Below are 17,277 nucleotides of genomic sequence, written 5' to 3' on the forward strand. Positions count from 1 at the left end.
CCTTGAAGCCCTGTGATTGATGTTTGTTCGCACTTCCATCAGATCACACTTCAAGGTGTAAGTTCACTCCAATCTAATGATTTATATGTAAATCATCAGGGGATTCTTCAGAGTATAACCCCAAACTGCCATCAATAAAGCAGCGGAAGCCAGCCTTGGGTGAAGCGCTGGCGATAACTGGTGCAGAAGCCGCACCACCAATATTACACTGACTCGCGATCGCGAAGTACATGATAGGTAATCGAAAAAATACAGTAAAAATAAATAAGATAATAATGTGTATAGAGAACCAAATAAGAGCGATACAAACGTAATAGGGCGCGGCGCTCAATGCGCTAATATCAAAGTTCAACCCCATCAACATTATCATGATATAGATAAAAAAAAGAGCTGCCTGCTGAGTTTCCTTGACTAACACATGTCTTGCATTTGTTAATGAAAATAATAATCCTAAAAAAGTTGCAATTAATACTGACCAAAAAAATTCAGAAGTAAGATTGTATTTAAATAAGTGTGGGAAACTATTAGCGATTCTTGTTGCAAGGAAGGATGATAATTTTTCACTGAAGAAAATTACAATGAAAAAAGTCAAGCTCAATATCAGAATCCAATAATAGCTTGTTTGTTTTCCTATCACTTTACGTTTGATGTCAGTGCAAAATATCGGTCTATAGCTTTTATCAGCTTTCAAGAAATCATCGATTTTATCTTGGCGTTCTGCAATGAAAAGTAATATAACCATCCATATACCGGAAAAAAGAATATTAATAGCCATCATTACCGCAAATACGGCATCACCGACACTGTGGATTTCTTTTACAGCCAATTGATTGGCGGTTCCGCCAAGCCAGTTTGCCATCAGTGTTGACATGCCTTTCCAGGCAGCATTATCTCCCTGCCAGACGAGTTCGTTCGGAAAAAATATAGAGCCTAACCATAGGCTTAATGGACCGCCAATACAGATGCTCACAGCACCTAGCACGTACATACTGAGAAGTTTTTTTCCCACTAAACTGAGAGCAAAGAAATCGGTACCTAAAATCAGCAAAAATAAACAACCGGGCATTAAGTGTGTTTTTGCCATTTCGCTAAGTTGACTATGACTTGCATCAATAATATTTAGCGAGCTAAAGATGGCAGGTAAGGTGTAGCACATTAGCATCAGTGGAAAAATACGATAAAATTGCTTAAAAAGTGTAATAGAGGATGTGTGTGTATAAAATAAACCACATAGTAAAAAGACTAAAAAAAATCCTATTCCAAGATCTGATGATATCAATTAAATTCACCTAGTAAGAATAGCTGGTATACATTATTTTACAGTAGCTTACTAAAGGCTAGGAAACTCATGCTTAATGCAGATAATTCTTCTCCTTCACGCTGAATTGACCAATAAGTTCGTTTATAATCCCACCCATCCACAGGTAATAAAATAAGGTCTTTTCTTGCTAATTCAGCGTCAATCGCTAATAGGGGTAATACACTCAAACCTATACCTGTTCCAATTGCCCTTTTAATAGAGCCAATGGTTGACATGCAGATTTCATCACGAACGTGGATATTTAAGCTTTTTAATAACTGAATTGCACGAATTCGAGAGAACGATGATTCATGGTCGAATATCCACAATTGTTCACTAAGCCAAGATTTTGTATTTAAACCATTTGCAGCAGGATGAGTTACGCCACTCACAATGCAAAGATTATCTTGTAACCAATGCTCACAAATGAGATTTTTACTCGCGGGTTTAGCATCAATAAAGCCTAAGTCTAGTTCTTTTTCTGAAACCATTTTTTCAATAACTAAACTATTATCAATGACTAGTTTTATTTTTACATCGGGATATTGGTTCTTAAATAATGGAATTTTTTTAGATAATACATAGTTACCAGCAGTCTTACTGCTCCCAATGGTTAACGTCCCCTTAATGCCATGTTCAGGGAATGAAAATATATTTTCTAACTCTTTTCCCTTGGATAGCATTTCATTAGCATAAGGTAATATTATTTCTCCATGCGCATTTACAACCAAACCTCCCGCCACTCGCTCAAATAATCTGCAGCCTAAAGAACTTTCTAATTCTTTAAGTGCCATACTTACAGCAGGCGTTGACATATGAAGTACTTTTGCCGCTTTTGAGATCTGCCTCTCAGAATGTATGGCTTTAAAGATCATCAATTGTCTTAATGTTATCCGCATCAAATGCTCCGCGAGGGGGAAATCAGTTATACTAACAGTATAATAGTTTAAAACGATAAATAATTAACATGATAAATATCTGATTTTTATAAAGCGGCTATTTAGCCGCTTTATCTATAGAGGTTAAAATAGATATCTTGTAGATACAAAAATGAGAGTGTCATCAAACTCAGTATGTCCTTTGACGTCAGTATAGTCACCATCAAAATAGGAAATACCTACCCCAAAAGTCAAATCCTTTTGAGCCTTAAAATCAACGCCTACTGAATATTGACTTGCATCACTCTCTCTTAGTGTTTTTAGATCTGCTCCGGCATTTTTTGTCACTTTACCCAGCCCAGCATCATCTTTTAAATATTGAAATTTTATATCATATTTATTAATAGGAACAACCATACTTAACAGGTAGGAGTTACCTTTAATATTATCATAAATACTTGACTCAGAGCGCTGGTACATAGCCCCCAATTTTACGGATGAAATAGCAACACCACCCACCAGTCTTGTTGCCTCTAACTGGTTCAATCCATCAGCATAGGCTATTGAAATATAGTGACTATTCTTTTTAAATGCAGCATCGCCTAGGGAAAAACTAATTGCATAATTGTTTTGTTTATCAGAAAGTTCTGGATTTTTTTGATTAAAATCCTTTTCAAAAACATAACTAATACCCATAGTAACACCTGCGACCTTAGCGCTATTTAATGTTACCGAATCGCCTAATCTATCGTTACCTGCAATGATCATATTCATATCGCTTGAGGTAATATTAAATAAATCCACTTTACCTTCAGCACTTTTAAAAACGGTATCATTTCTTCCGAAAACAGCTGAACCATAGTTAGTTTTAAAACCTAAGTATGAGTTTCTCGGTTTGAAAATATTAGAATCATCGTTATCAAAGCTTTCTATCCCTGCTTCAAATTTATATAACAAGCTAAAATTATCATATACACTATACTCTCCTTTAACGCCTAAATATGATGCATAATTTTCAAGGGAAAATCCATCAACTTTTTCGTTACCAGAAAGACCATTACTTGAGTTGGCCACACCAAGCCACAGTCTTCCATAAAAATCTAGTGGCTCAGATAAAGCTGGAGTTGAACAAATTAAAATAAAACTAAAACCAATATATTTAGTGTTTTTCATCGACATCACCTTTTTAGAATGTAAAAGCAATGCCATATTAGAGATTTAAGCAAACACATCTCCGCTTTAGATCACATCTAATCAACAAAAATATCGAGTTAAGCATAACTTAAAGTGTGTTAAGTTATATTTAACAATTTCAATTTATTGCTCAATGTCACTATTTAAAAAAATTAAGAAACTATCATCACGCCAAATCTTACCAAAATAAAAACTGGAGAATTGCATGAAGATAAAATACTTGAGTATTATTGTCTGTTCGATTTTAACGGCGTCATCATGGGCTGCTGATAATAAAAATGATTTAGCATCATTCCATAAAGATGTTAATGGTTGTAAAACCTGCCATACAGCACCCAATAAAGTGAGCGATAGCGAGACATTTGAAAATAAACAATGTAAATCCTGCCATGGTGATTATGGAAAACTAGCAAATCCCAAACTAGAAATTGACCCACATTCTTCACACTTAGGTGATATTAATTGTACGTCTTGTCATAAAGGACATGAACAACCAAAGTTATATTGTAATGAATGTCATTCATTTAAAGGGCTCGACATGCCTTTTAATAAAGCAAAATCCAAAGAACCGTGGGACAAAGGTTGGGATAATGAAGCCATAAATAAAGCGATAGCTGCAGGTCCTAAAGAAACAACGGATGTGATTGTTGTTGGAGCCGGTAGTGCTGGGTTTAATGCTGCGATTGCAGCTAAAAAGGCGGGGGCTAACGTTATATTGCTTGATAAAGCACCATTTAGTGGTGGTAACTCTATGCTCGCCGCAGGCGGGTATAATGCTGTGGGTACAGTTCAGCAAAAAGATCATAAAGTCGATGATAAAATCGAATGGTATGTCGAAGATACAATGAAAGGCGGTCGATATGCTAACGACCCTAAATTGGTACAAATATTAGCGGAGCAATCGGCTGATGGCATTAAATGGTTAGAATCTTTGGGCGCCAATATGGATGATTTAAAACGCTCTGGCGGTGCTAGAGTCGATAGAACACATCGTCCATCTGGTGGGTTAAGTGTTGGTCCACATATTATTGATGTACTAAGAAAAGCATCGGATAAAGAAGGGGTTGATACAAGACTCAACTCCAAAGTTGTTAAACTGGTTGTTGATGATGAACAAAAAATTGTGGGTGTTGTCATCCACGGTAAACACTCTGGTCACTATATGGTTGCAGCTAAGTCAGTTGTTTTAGCCACAGGTGGTTATGGGTTTAACAAAGAAATGATTGCTTTTTATCGTCCTACATTTAAAGGCATGACAAGTTCAAATAATATCACTTCAACTGGGGATGGTATTGAACTTGCTAAAGCAGTCGGTGCAAGTATGACTGATATTGATTGGATCCAGACACATCCAACAGTAGGAAAAGATAGCCGTATATTAATTTCAGAAACGGTTCGAGGTGTCGGGGCTATAATGGTTAATAAAGAAGGCAATCGCTTTATCAATGAATTAACGACTCGAGATAAAGCCTCCGATGCCATTCTAAAACAACCTGAACAATATGCTTGGCTAGTATTTGATAATGAATTATATAAAAAAGCTAAAATGGTTCAGGGGTATGATCATTTAGAAATGCTTGAAAAGGCCAATACTGTTGCAGAGCTTGCAAAAATAACAGGAATGACCCCAAGTGTTTTAGACAAAACTATCACAAACTACAACCATTATTTCAAACAGGGTAAAGATGAGGCATTTAACCGTGAGCAGATGCCGCTATCAATAGAAAAATCTCCTTATTATGCCGTAAAAGTTGCTCCTGGCATCCATCATACTATGGGGGGAGTTGCCATTGACACTAAAGCTGAAGTACTCGATATACAAAGCCAACCGCTCAAAGGTTTATTTGCGGCGGGAGAGGTGACTGGTGGTGTTCATGGGTATAATCGACTGGGTGGGAATGCTGTCGCTGATACTGTGATTTTCGGTAAAATCGCAGGGACAAATGCTGCCAAACATGCTCTAAATACAAAGTAACGCTAAATCAGTGAGAGACTCGTTATTGTCTCTCACAACATCTCAAGTTTTATTCATCGTAAATATTAGCAATAAAATTATTGCTTGAGTTAAAGTACTCCCCTGCTATTTTTTGAGAGGCTAATGTAGTCTCTCTTTTTTATTTGTCGGCAGAATTAGATTCGATGGATTTTGCTCACTTTTCGATGGCTTCATCTTTTTAGATAGCGCGGGAATATTGGCGAAATGTACTTACTCTTTCCATGAATCGAATAATACACTGTAGGCGAGTCCAGCATCGCACCACTTCTTAGAGAACCAATTACAGATTTGAACGTCTGAACCTTAAGCCGGATACGCAGTAACGATGACTATCACTGAACCTACATTTCCAGCGTTTAAAATTATTACACATATATTGATCAGCTTTAATGCTCAATAGGATTGTGTTGGTAGACTTTCCTACAGAGCATCAAAGCGGGTGAGACTATTTGGCAGTATTATGCCGCGCAAGCCAGGCACTCAAGCGCTCTTGTGTGCCGATGACAAAGACAAAGAACGCCGGTACGAAGAATATTGCCAGCAAGGTAACACTGAGCATGCCACCGAATACGCCAGTACCGATTGCATGCTGAGTTTCGGCGCAGGCACCGCTCGCCAGCATTAAGGGTACCACTCCGAGAGTAAATGCCAGCGACGTCATCAGAATTGGCCGTAGACGCAGGCGTGCTGCGGTCACTGCAGCATCTATCAGCGTATGGTCCTCGGCATGCAATTGGCGGGCGAACTCGACGATGAGGATAGCATTTTTTGCCGATAGGCCGAGGTGGTGGCTAGGGTGCAGGCGGTACTGCGACGCGCCCGCACTAACACGCTCATAAATACCCAAATGTTGCGCGTTGGTCCGTTCCAAATCGACTTAGACCGTCACGAGGCTAGCGTAATCTGTAACGGTCAGCAGGAGGCACTGGATCTGACCTTGACCGAGTTCAAAATACGCGCCAGCATGCAGAACCTGGCACTTTGACTGTGCGACTCTACTGCTCGGGGGCAAGTTGTTATCTAACCGTAGAAGATGAAGGCCCTGGTATTCCTGATGAAGCCGCAAGCTACATATTCGAGGCATTTCGCCGAGTTGATCCGTCTCGCTCTCGAAAAAGTGGTGGCAGTGGGCTCGGCCTCGCAGTGGTTAAAACAATTGCTGAAGCTCACGGCGGCCACGTGGTCTGCCAGCCATCGGGTCGTGGAGGAACAATATTCATCCTTTCTTGGCCTGTCAAAGCTGGTTTAGGACCTCCTTAACTATGTCCTGGTGATTCCTGCACGTATGGTCACCACGCCAGAGCACATTGCTGAATCGGGAAAATGCAGGGATTGTAGGTATTCCCTAGATCCCTTTGGTTGTTATCCGATATTGATTACAACTAATGGGATGTTATTTTGTTTGAATACGCTCAATTTGTTGTACTTGTAGTCTTGATATCGCATTTGCGTGTAACTGTACATAAATTGTTGAGGTAATTAAAACGTGCAAAATTACATGATTTATGTTTAAATTTAGCAGGTTATGATTAAACGGTTCACTGCTATAGAGTGTCAGAGGGCGGAGGTTCGAATCCTCTCATACCGACTAAATTAGATGCTTAATTGTTAGTTTGTTTTAATCATTAAAATAATCAGCAGTTAAGTTAAACAAAACCCCGTGTTAGCATTGCTATACGGGTTTTGTTTTTTATACCTTTTCGCTGCCGATATGACTAACGCTGCTTGCGACTAAGGTTCAAGTTCGAGTGATTAGGCTGGCTTTGGCACAGCAAAAGGCAAAAATTTCCAAGGCGAAATCGTCAATTTCACAAATTATATGCATCCGCCATTTAGCATTTAAGACATTATTGAGTAGGATATTTACCTATGCGCGCGTTTGTTTTACGAGCAAGATCAGCCCCTACTGACAGTCAGTTGTTTTTGGCTTCTGTCGGCCAAGAGGCGCATACCGAGATTTTAGCTCATACCCTGATGAACACTATCTTTGTGGCTCAGTCCCATCGAAATGATGTTGTCGTTTATTTGGTGCTAGAAAGTACCCATGATTTTTCCCGCACTATCTGCTTCGATACTCGAAATATTTGCCATATTGGTGGTTTTCACGAGCAAGCTTTGCTCACTAAAATTGCCAAAGCCTTAGATATTTCTCGGGGCATGACCAAGGAGCAAACCCGTGTTGTTGACGAGGGCATCAGTGTCAGTACCATCAGTTTTGAAAAGCTGGTGCAGGACCTCGCGGTGGATTATCAATTGTTTATGATGGATAAGAAGGGCACTTCAATCCGTGAGCAAGAATTTGTGGGGAATCCGTGCTTTTTGCTGACCGATCATATTCCTATGCCGAAGAAAAGTTTTAATACCTTGAAACGACTCGGCGCGCAAAAGATTAGCCTAGGGCCTAAGATGTTGTTTGCTTCTCAGTGCGTGGTATTGATCCATAATGAATTGGATATCAATCAATAGCCTCTGAGTCTTATGTATCCGTTGCTAACGCTGACTATTCCTGTGGTAACGTGTGTGTCGAGCCCCATTTTTTAATGGGGTTTTATATTTTCCCCTTTAAAAATGTAATCGCTTTTTGGGCTCTGCGTGACAAGGGCCATTCCGCGCGGTGAATAAGCCAAATGGTGTCTACAACTTGGCTGCCACATTCCACAACATAGATATCTTCTTGTCGTTCAAAGGCTTTGCGGGCGTATTGCGGTATAACCGTAAATCCTAGCCCTTTTGCTACAGGCTCGAGAATGAGGCTGATTTGGTTGGTAAATCCCTTGCAGGGGATCTCTTGAATGCCGGGATGGGTTGGATATTTACGGCTAAGCAGCCGAGTCGCCATAGCCTCACCATCGGGATGGGAGATAAACCCTAGCCGTTGTAAATCAGTCCATTCATGTTGTTTATGGCTCGCCGGTACCACAAGTTCAAGCGGCTCTTCAGTAAAATGTGTGCTGTGAATACGAGGATCGGAAGGTTTTAAGGTGACCATGCCGATTTCATGTTCATTGGCCAACACTGAGGCCACTATCTCACTGTCAGGTGCAAAACGGTGGCGAATGCTTAACGCCGGAAAGGCTTGTTGTAATTCGATTAATAATGGAAAGAGCGTTAAACCAATGCTACCTGGAGTGATAAGGCTAATATCACCGACATTGGCATCATCATGGATCAGTTTTTGCTGTAAGCGCTTTTGCGCACATTCAACTTCTTTGACGTAGGTCAGCAGGTTTTCCCCAATGGGAGTGATTTCAAGCTGGCGGGTGCGGCGTAAAAACAGTGTGCCGTAGGTTTCTTCTAAGCGACTGATATGCTGACTCACGGCCGCTTGGGTGATACCTATGGCTTCGGCGGTGCGGGTGAAATTCCCTTTCTCGACTAGCACGCTAAAGGTGTGTAACCACTGTGGATTTATCATAAGTAAAATTTATCAAATTTATAATCTGTATGTGCTTTTAATTATGGCACGATAAGACTAGTCTGTCGTCATTCAGTATTCAAATACCTTTTTGATTCTATTTGACACAGGAAACACCATGGCCGATCTATTTTCATCCTTCAAACTTAAAGACATCACACTCAAAAACCGTATTGCCGTTGCACCCATGTGCCAATACCAAGCCACTGATGGACTCATCAACGACTGGCATCAGGTGCATTACACTGGCCTTGCCCGTGGCGGAGCGGGTCTTGTTGTGGTTGAAGCCACTGCGGTTTCTCCCGAAGGCCGTATCACCCCCAAATGCCTTGGGTTATGGAATGACGAACAAGCACAAGGCTTAGCAAAAGTGGCTAGTGCGATTAAAAATGCGGGTGCTGTTGCAGGCATTCAGATTGGTCATGCAGGCCGTAAAGCGAGTGCCAATATCCCGTGGGAAGGGGATGACCATATTGCCGATGATGACACGCGAGGTTGGCAACCGATTGCACCATCAGCTGTCGCATTTGGCGCAAACTTACCTAAAGTGCCAACTGCTATGACGATTGAAGACATTGAGCGCGTTAAAGCAGACTTTGTGGCGGCAGCAAAGCGTGCTTTAGCCGCAGGATTTGAATGGTTAGAACTGCATTTCGCCCACGGTTATTTAGCCCAAAGTTTCTTTTCAACCTATGCCAATCAACGCACCGACCAATATGGTGGCAGTGCCGAAGGGCGGGGGCGCTTTTTGTTAGAAACCATTGCCGCGGTAAGAGACGTTTGGCCATCGCATTTACCCTTAACGGCGCGATTTGGCGTGATTGAATTTGACAATAAAGATGAAGAAACACTGACGGAATCGATAACCTTGGTGAAGCAATTTAAGCAAGCTGGGCTCGATATGTTAAACGTCAGCATTTGCTTCTCGACCCCAACGGCAAATATTCCATGGAGTCCTGCATTTTTGGCGCCTATTGCAGCGCGGGTTCGTCAAGAAGTGGGTTTCCCCGTTGCGACTTCTTGGGGTATGGATGATCCACATCAAGCCAATGCGGCCATTGAAGATGAACAAATGGATTTAGTGATGATAGGTAAAGCGTTTTTAGCGAATCCACATTGGCCATATCAAGCGGCGCAAACCTTGAAAATTGCGCGCCCATCTTGGGTATTACCCGCTTCCTACGCCCATTGGTTAGCACGCTACTCTACGGTTAAAGCCGATTGATTGTAGAGTGAGTAGATTTAAGCCTAAGCCTTAAAAAGCCGTTATCTAGAGATAGCGGCTTTTGGCTTTAGTGGCATTAAGAGGCTAGCTACAAGAGACTAGATTCAAGATACTGGCCACGCAGCCCTTCAACCCACGCAGTTAAATCCAAGCTTCGTGCATTTCGTATTCATCCAGTCCCCAGAGAATAAAAAAAGCCCCAATCCTGTAGGAATAGGGCTTTTTTTACTAATATGATGAAGCTCAGTGGTTATAGAAACGTCGACCTTCACGCATCACTTCAATTAATTCAGGTGCGCTCATTTTTTTATTGAGCCTATGTTCATAGTTTTCATCGTAAATACGATATTTACCGTGGCGGTCAATCACTGTCACTTCTGCTTCTTGATAGATAGCAAAAATACGGCTATCACCTATATAGATCCACGTTTCTTTGTCAGGTTGTAATAGGCTGCGGCCAGCGCTGTAATCTGTCGTGTTATTGGTGCAACCTAGCACGTGGGTCATTAAAGTCGGCGCAATGCCGTAATGGCTGGTGCGGTATTTGACCTTAGAAGCGCCCGTATTCGGCCAGTGGATCACTAATGGCACTTTGACACTCAGTGGTGACAGGTTGCGATTAGCTTCATCACTATTGCTGGTGAACATTTTGCCATTGACCCCAGTGATAATCACTAAGGTGTCGTTGGACACATTGGCCAGCATCGCCTTGAGTTGTTGATCGACAAAATACAGAGATTGGCGATATTGATTAAACAGTACTTTTTGCGCTGGCATCAGGTTGGTATTGGCTTTCACTGTTTCGATACCCAGAAAACCCACGGGAGTATCAAAATTTTCTGGCGCTTTTAAGTTAACGAGCGCCAACCAAGGTTTATGTTGGATGCTGTGCCACTCGTTAAAACTGGCCACTGTGTGCAAATCGGCATCGGCACTGCCATTGGTTTCTTTGGCTACGACAGGATTAAAGTCATTAAACATCGCCTGTGATGAACGCAAATTGAGATTGGTTTCAGGGAGGAAAAGCCCCAATTCATAGCCTGCTTGTTGAAAGCTTCTGGTCAGTAAAGGACTGGTGCTATTAAAAATTCGCGCATCACCATAACTGCCTTGCAGGCCATAGAGTAGCGAAAACATGCCCGTTCTAAATTGGTTGCCGCCGCTGAAATGCTGGGTAAAAGATTGATTATTTTCAGTGTATTGGTGTAGGAATGGCATGCTTTTGCCATCGACCATATCCGCCCGTAAACTGTCGATGGTAATCATCAACACGTTGATTTTCGTGTCGGCTTGGCAGGTGAGTGGCTGCTCTGGATAACTGAGTACACTGGTGTTGTGATTGACGTCATCGCCTTGGTATGAACCATCGATACCGTGACTTTCCATAAAGGAGCGAGCAGTCGCGGGATAAGATAAAGGATAAGTATCGTCGAAACGGGTAATTTCTGTGATATCGGCGGCATCTGCCCAAATGTGGATCAAGTGGCTGCTGATAAAACAGATACACACTAAGGTGATAACTTTATTGCCTAAATTGAGTTTTTGGATTTTCTCTATGCGTTTCCACAAAAAGTTCGCCATGGTCAGTTCAATGGCGATGATGGCCAACGGGGTGACGATATAAGAAGTACCACGGAGCAGGGCATTGAGATCCGCCCAAGCTAAATCGAAGGCGAAGGGGCTCAAGTGCATGCCGTAATCGGCGTAAACAATGGTATCGTACAATAAGATACAAAGACTTAGGGTCGCGATCACCGCCGCGACACCTCTTAATATCTTTGAATAGGGCAATATCAAGGTTAGTGGAAATAGGCAGATCAAATAGGCGATAAAGGCGAGAAAGCTAAACTGACCAATAGTGCTGACGCTCAGATAAAACCAGCCATACCAAGTTTCTGGATAACCCACGCTGCCAAGGTATCGGCTTCCGACTATCATGGCTAATAAGCCATTGAAGAAGGCGAACCAATGCCCCCAGTTGATGAGCCGGGAAACCCGATCGCGGCTCATTTGCTTTTTTCGCTCGACCATAGTGATCCGCTTATTCCTAAAAGGCCTTGTATCTTATATTCTTTTGATGATTATTACCCAGTTAACTTACTGGGATTTAACCGATTGTGCGAGTGCTTTTGCAAATTGTTCGGCCACGGCTTGGCGCGATTCGCTGGGCACTTTACGTTCTAGCAGGTTAGTCACGCAGTTACCCAATGCCATCAGGCTCAGGTCAGTCGGTGCTTTATGCTTTTCTAACACAGCCAATATTTCGGCGATTAATGATTCAACTTGGGTGTTTGAGTATTTCGATTGGATTGCCATAATCAAAAAATGTTTCACTTTGGAATGGATTAGCGGCATATAATAGCGGATTTATCCCAGTATCACTATCAGGGCTTATGAGTATTAACATCGAACACGCAATTATTCACGAGATTTCTCAGGACAGTCAGGGGCAATTACGCTGCCGTTTACGTCCTCAACCTCTGCTGAACGGTCAGGCGGTCGAGGTGATGCTCGACGAGTTGCATCAGACATATACGGGAAAGGCCGGTAAAGGTTTTGGCTATTTTGGTATCCATGGTGACGACGGTGAGGCGAACCCCGCCTTTGCCAATGCGCTAACTCAATACCGTGGCGGTGATTTAGGGTTTGTGGAGTTTTCCGGTCAAGCCAGTAAATTACTGCAAGAAGAATTGTCAAAGTATGATTTTAGCCAAGGCGGTTTCCTGTTGATGTCTTGCTATACCAGCATCACCAGCGATTATTTGTTTGTCGCTTTATTAAGTGCGAAGTCGTCAATGACAGTATTAGACGATATGGAACTGTCGCAAAATAACCATTTGGATTTAAATAACATCCAACTCGCGGCGCGTATCGATTTAACTGAGTGGCAAGCCGATAAGGATTCTCGCAAGTATATCTCCTTTATCCGTGGCCGTGCGGGACGTAAAGTCGCTGACTTTTTCCTCGACTTTATGGGCTGCGTAGAAGGCGTCAACACTAAGGCGCAAAACAAAACCTTAATGAATGCGGTTGAAGATTTTGTTGCCAGTAGTGAGTTGACGAAAGACGAGCGTCAGCAGTGCCGCAATAAAGTGTTTGAATACTGTAGTGAGCGTTTCGATGAAGGCGCTGACATTGAGATCAAAGACTTGGCCGATGAGTTAGCCGATCAAGGCATGGACTCCTTCTATGATTTTGCTCGTGGCGGCAGTTATGATCTTGATGAAGAGTTTCCGGCCGACAAATCAACCCTGCGCCAATTGAAGAAGTTTTCTGGTACAGGTGGCGGCGTAACGTTAAGTTTTGATGGCGGCCACTTAGGCCAACGGGTGATTTACGATCCCATCTCTGACACGATTTTAATCAAAGGTGTGCCAGCAAACTTAAAAGATCAGCTTGATCGTCGTCTTAAAGGCGAATAGCACTTAATTCATCCATCGTTTTTAAGCGAAAGAATAACCAAAGGCCGAGAGTTTTTACTCTCGGCCTTTTTGCTAACTAAGTCGCGCTGACTTAGTGTCTATGCTAAGTGAGTACAGCTAAGTGAGTACTTCTTAGTCAGTGGCTCGTCGCCTATGTTAATTATTGGAGCTAAATGGCACTGGACGTGGCGTATCTTTATTCGATGGTGGCAAAATAGGTAGCGTGATTTGCGGCTGATCGCCCGTTAAGGACTCAAGGAAGGCGACCATTTCTTTCACTTCTTGGTCAGAGAGTTTTTGCCCTAATTGAATGTCTGCCATGGTATTCACCGCTTCTTCCAAGGTCCAGACGCTGCCATCATGGAAGTAGGGGTAGGTGAGTTCAATATTGCGTAGTGTCGGCACTTTAAACACATATTTATCAGCTTCTTTACCAGTGACGCCCTTACGACCTTCTGCTGGGTTATTGGTGTGGAACGGTTTGATGAGTCCCATTTTCATATACATGGTTCCACCGACTGCGGGGCCGTTATGGCAACTCACGCAACCTTTATCCTTGAAGAGTTGGTAACCCGCTTTGGCATTCGCGCTGATGGCCTCTTGCTTGCCCAGAAGATATTGATCAAAGGGGCTATTAGGGGTGACTAAGGTTTTTTCAAAGGTGGCAATCGCATCGGTTAAACGGTCAATTGTGACTTTTTCATCGCCATAGACCTTGGCGAAGTGCGCTCGGTAGGCGGGCATAGAGGCGATAGTTTCAGTTGCGAGTTCATGGGTAAAGCCCATCTCTTTCGGGTTGGCGATAGGGCCCGCGGCTTGTTCTTTCAAATCACTGGCACGACCGTCCCAAAATTGAGCCAGCATAAAGTCGGCATTAAGCACTGTGGGCGAGTTAATTGGGCCTTCCTGCCAATGATGACCAATGGACGTTGGCAGAGCATCGACACCACCAGTGGATAAATTATGGCAAGAGTTACAAGAGATAAAGCCAGATTTAGACAGTCTGGGTTCGAAGAACAGCATTTTACCTAATTCAACTTTTTCAGGCTCAGTGATCTTGGCTGCTGTAATGACTTCGATGGGTTCTGCACTGATAGCATGGGTACTGGCTAACATACCTGCGATGAAGATTGCGATAGATGTAAGTTTGGTCATCTTATTTCTCCCTATATAACCTTGGGTTTTGTATGGTTTAACAGGGATGCTAGCGGTTAATAATGCTGAGTGATAATGCTTTGTTTCGATTGGGTCTATCGTTGTTGCGGATTAAGCTTTTGCGATCTAATTCGCTGTTTTTACGTTGTTATTTTGCTAGGTTGAGTGGTATTTCTGTTAAGGCTTTATCTGTTAATCGACAAGGTCGATGCATTGTTGCTTTCTGCCTATCGGTACCTGATGGTTGCAATGAGTTGCATTGCTGGATTTTCGACTACCTGATACACACATCTGATACAAAATATTAGGCCGAGTGGATTCATTTGTCGCGACAACAGACGGAATTGATTAGAATCTCTGTTCATGTTGAGTTAACTCGTGTTGAGTGCCTCAAGTTAGCATGCTCGGCCATCGCCAAGCGGTGCTATAAAATTACATAGGCGGACTGTTTTTCTGCCGAGGAGCGTTAATGCAATTGTTTGTCAAAGATTTAACTGTGATCGATTTTTCCTATTTGTGCCCAAAGCGCGGCATGGTGGGGGAGAGTTGGATTGTTGATGTTCTGCTAGAGGGCGGATTAGACGAGCAAAACATGGTACTCGATTTTGCTAAAGTCAAACGTACGATTAAGCAGACCATAGATGCGGTGGCCGATCATCGTTTATTAGTGCCTACGGCCTGCAGTAGTGTGCGATGGCAACAGCAGGGCGATAGAGTATGGATGGATTTTGATAGTCAGTTAGGTGAAATTCATTTGGCCTGTCCTTCACAAGCCTTTGCCTTAGTGCCGACCGAAGAGATTGATATTCCCAGCGTGAATGCCTTTTTACAGAAAGCATTGCGCGAAGCTTTACCTAAGAATGTCGAAGGGATCACGCTCACCTTAAGACACGAAATCCTCGATACGCCTTATTACCATTACAGCCATGGTTTACGTAAACACGATGGTAATTGTCAGCGTATCGCCCATGGACATCGTAGCCCTATTCACGTTTATGAAAATGGCAGTCCAGCAGCTAAGTGGGATGAGTATTGGGCCAAACGTTGGCACGATATTTATTTAGGCAGTGAAGAGGACTTGGTTTCAGTTAAGACCCTTAATCTTTCGCCGCAAACGCGGATAACCGATGACAGCCACTATGGCTTTCATTACCAAGCCCCCCAAGGGGATTTCCAATTGGCAATGCCAAAGGAATGCTGTGATTTAATTCCCCACGACACGACGGTTGAGTTGTTAGCCGATTATATTGCCACGACATTAGTCGCTAAAGTGCCAGGAAGTCAGTTTAAAGTGGTGGCGTTTGAAGGTGTTGGCAAGGGCGCGATCGTCGTTAAGGGATAGGCACTACGAGCTGATATAAGTGAATGGACTTAAACTATTCACCTTTTAATCACGGATTTAATAGGCCTCGGTAGATTATCGGGGCTTTTTTGTTTGTTTTGAGGATAGGCTGAACTGAGATTACGACAGGGATGTGGGTTTGCAGAATCGATTTTTATGGTGCGTTAGGTTAACGTGGCATTGATTGAATTCGGCTGCGTTTTGTGTCGCGATGAATGTATTTAGTGGGTCTTGATCCCTATTGCCCATCGATAAGGATTTTTTGAAGATGTTGGAAACTAGGATATTGGAAACTAAGATGCTGGAAAATAATAAGATGTTGAGAAATAAAGTATCGCAATTTTTATCTCACGGTGGAGCCCCCCTAAGTTCAAATCCAATGCGCTGCTTATCGGCATTATTCACTTTGGGCCTAGTGCTCATTGCGCCTCAGGTACAAGCTGAGGTGAGTTTACAGGGTAAGTTAGAGCAAGGCGCATTAATGCGGGGTCAAGCGCCAGCGGGCACTCAGATTAGCTTAAATGGTGAAGCCATCAAGGTCACGCCTGACGGTCATTTTGCCTTTGGTTTTGATCGCGACGGTGAATTGAGCCAGCAGCTAACCTTGGTTTATCCCGATGGTTTGACTGAGGTTAAGCCTTTAACCTTAACCAAGCGAGAGTACGATATTCAAAGTGTAAAGGGCATTAGCTCGAAGATTATGAAGCCCGATCCTGTCGCGCAGGAAAGAGCGGCGAAAGACACGGCGCAGGTGAAAGCGGCGCGGGCAACATTTAGCGAGCAAACTGCATTTTTACAGGCGTTTATTTGGCCTTTGACGGGGCGTATTTCAGGTGTTTACGGTAGCCAGCGTATCTATAACGATGTACCCGGTAATCCACACTTTGGGGTGGATGTGGCGGCGAAAACTGGCACTATAGTGGTCGCCCCCGCCGATGGTGTTATTAGTCTTTCTGTGCCTGACATGTTTTATTCGGGCGGGACTATGGTGATCGACCATGGTTATGGCGTGAGTTCGAGTTTTTTGCACTTGAGTAAGCTGTACGTCAACGCGGGTGAAGCGGTTAAGCAAGGACAAGCTGTTGCAGAGGTAGGCGCAACAGGCCGTGCAAATGGTCCACACTTAGATTGGCGAGTGAACTGGTATCAAATGCGCCTCGACCCTACGACCATAGTGCCGCCAATGGCAACAGTGCTAGCGAATGAGAAAGCTAACAAAGCGGCCAAAAAGGGCTAGGTTTGATATCCAGTTCTGGCTCACTTAAATGGCGCAATGATGCGCCATTTAATGGTGATCCTTATCGTGAACACTTAGCGAGTTGGCTTCTTTCTAGGCTAGCTTCAAATGTC

At 43.0% G+C, this 17,277-nt stretch carries 14 protein-coding genes and 1 pseudogene; 7 read left to right on the forward strand and 8 right to left on the reverse strand.

The genetic code is table 11. The features are described 5' to 3' along the window. Nucleotides 1–73: 73 nt before the first annotated feature. From KO537_RS17910 to KO537_RS17920, 3 genes are all read right to left on the reverse strand, one after another. Entirely contained in the window at nt 74–1,279 is a 1,206-nt protein-coding gene (locus tag KO537_RS17910; protein ID WP_251071150.1) for a DUF819 family protein, read from the reverse strand. A 38-nt stretch (nt 1,280–1,317) separates the two neighbouring features. Further along, nucleotides 1,318–2,199: a LysR family transcriptional regulator gene (locus tag KO537_RS17915; RefSeq protein WP_028759678.1), complete on the reverse strand. Its 882-nt coding sequence runs from the start codon at nt 2,197–2,199 to the stop codon at nt 1,318–1,320. A 123-nt stretch (nt 2,200–2,322) separates the two neighbouring features. Continuing rightward, nucleotides 2,323–3,351 carry a porin gene (locus KO537_RS17920; RefSeq protein WP_219235216.1) on the reverse strand — a complete coding sequence of 343 codons (1,029 nt, stop codon included), beginning with the start codon at nt 3,349–3,351 and terminating at the stop codon, nt 2,323–2,325. Nucleotides 3,352–3,577: 226 nt separating this feature from the next. Between KO537_RS17920 and KO537_RS17925 the strand changes: the two genes are divergently transcribed. Beyond that, nucleotides 3,578–5,347, forward strand: coding sequence for a flavocytochrome c (locus KO537_RS17925; RefSeq protein ID WP_173496814.1), 1,770 nt, complete (start codon nt 3,578–3,580; stop codon nt 5,345–5,347). Nucleotides 5,348–5,813: 466 nt separating this feature from the next. Here KO537_RS17925 and KO537_RS17930 read toward each other — a convergent pair. Then, nucleotides 5,814–6,152: pseudogene (locus tag KO537_RS17930) on the reverse strand (efflux RND transporter permease subunit); the annotation flags it as partial. Nucleotides 6,153–6,355: 203 nt separating this feature from the next. Here KO537_RS17930 and KO537_RS17935 point away from each other — a divergent pair. Further along, nucleotides 6,356–6,628, forward strand: coding sequence for an ATP-binding protein (locus KO537_RS17935; RefSeq protein ID WP_346729637.1), 273 nt, complete (start codon nt 6,356–6,358; stop codon nt 6,626–6,628). A 609-nt stretch (nt 6,629–7,237) separates the two neighbouring features. Next, entirely contained in the window at nt 7,238–7,834 is a 597-nt protein-coding gene (gene trmY, locus KO537_RS17940; protein WP_028759682.1) for a tRNA (pseudouridine(54)-N(1))-methyltransferase TrmY, read from the forward strand. Nucleotides 7,835–7,916: 82 nt separating this feature from the next. Here the strand turns inward: trmY and KO537_RS17945 are convergent, their stop codons facing one another. Continuing rightward, the gene (locus KO537_RS17945) at nt 7,917–8,783 is read right to left on the reverse strand and encodes a LysR family transcriptional regulator (RefSeq protein WP_219235218.1); all 867 of its coding nucleotides are present in this window, start codon (nt 8,781–8,783) and stop codon (nt 7,917–7,919) included. A 118-nt stretch (nt 8,784–8,901) separates the two neighbouring features. On the opposite strand from KO537_RS17945, the gene KO537_RS17950 reads away from it, so the two are divergent. Continuing rightward, nucleotides 8,902–10,008, forward strand: coding sequence for an NADH:flavin oxidoreductase/NADH oxidase (locus tag KO537_RS17950; RefSeq protein ID WP_219235220.1), 1,107 nt, complete (start codon nt 8,902–8,904; stop codon nt 10,006–10,008). A gap of 243 nt (nt 10,009–10,251) precedes the next feature. Here the strand turns inward: KO537_RS17950 and KO537_RS17955 are convergent, their stop codons facing one another. Together KO537_RS17955 and KO537_RS17960 are read right to left on the reverse strand one after the other, a co-directional pair. Beyond that, a complete protein-coding gene (locus KO537_RS17955) occupies nt 10,252–12,039 on the reverse strand; it encodes a DUF3413 domain-containing protein (protein WP_219235222.1) in 1,788 nt (595 codons plus the stop codon). A 66-nt stretch (nt 12,040–12,105) separates the two neighbouring features. Then, nucleotides 12,106–12,324 carry a YejL family protein gene (locus KO537_RS17960; protein ID WP_011847036.1) on the reverse strand — a complete coding sequence of 73 codons (219 nt, stop codon included), beginning with the start codon at nt 12,322–12,324 and terminating at the stop codon, nt 12,106–12,108. A gap of 77 nt (nt 12,325–12,401) precedes the next feature. On the opposite strand from KO537_RS17960, the gene yejK reads away from it, so the two are divergent. Continuing rightward, nucleotides 12,402–13,430 (forward strand): nucleoid-associated protein YejK, encoded by a 1,029-nt coding sequence (gene yejK / locus KO537_RS17965; protein ID WP_006081997.1) that lies wholly within the window; start codon nt 12,402–12,404, stop codon nt 13,428–13,430. A 156-nt stretch (nt 13,431–13,586) separates the two neighbouring features. Here the strand turns inward: yejK and KO537_RS17970 are convergent, their stop codons facing one another. Further along, nucleotides 13,587–14,585 (reverse strand): cytochrome-c peroxidase, encoded by a 999-nt coding sequence (locus KO537_RS17970; protein WP_105252705.1) that lies wholly within the window; start codon nt 14,583–14,585, stop codon nt 13,587–13,589. Nucleotides 14,586–15,054: 469 nt separating this feature from the next. Here KO537_RS17970 and KO537_RS17975 point away from each other — a divergent pair, with 469 nt between their 5' ends. After that, nucleotides 15,055–15,927: a 6-carboxytetrahydropterin synthase gene (locus KO537_RS17975; protein ID WP_105252704.1), complete on the forward strand. Its 873-nt coding sequence runs from the start codon at nt 15,055–15,057 to the stop codon at nt 15,925–15,927. A gap of 379 nt (nt 15,928–16,306) precedes the next feature. Continuing rightward, entirely contained in the window at nt 16,307–17,164 is an 858-nt protein-coding gene (locus KO537_RS17980; RefSeq protein ID WP_173497902.1) for a M23 family metallopeptidase, read from the forward strand. Nucleotides 17,165–17,277: the final 113 nt, after the last annotated feature.

This window comes from Shewanella sp. NKUCC01_JLK, from assembly GCF_019345615.1.
Lineage (GTDB): Bacteria > Pseudomonadota > Gammaproteobacteria > Enterobacterales > Shewanellaceae > Shewanella > Shewanella oncorhynchi.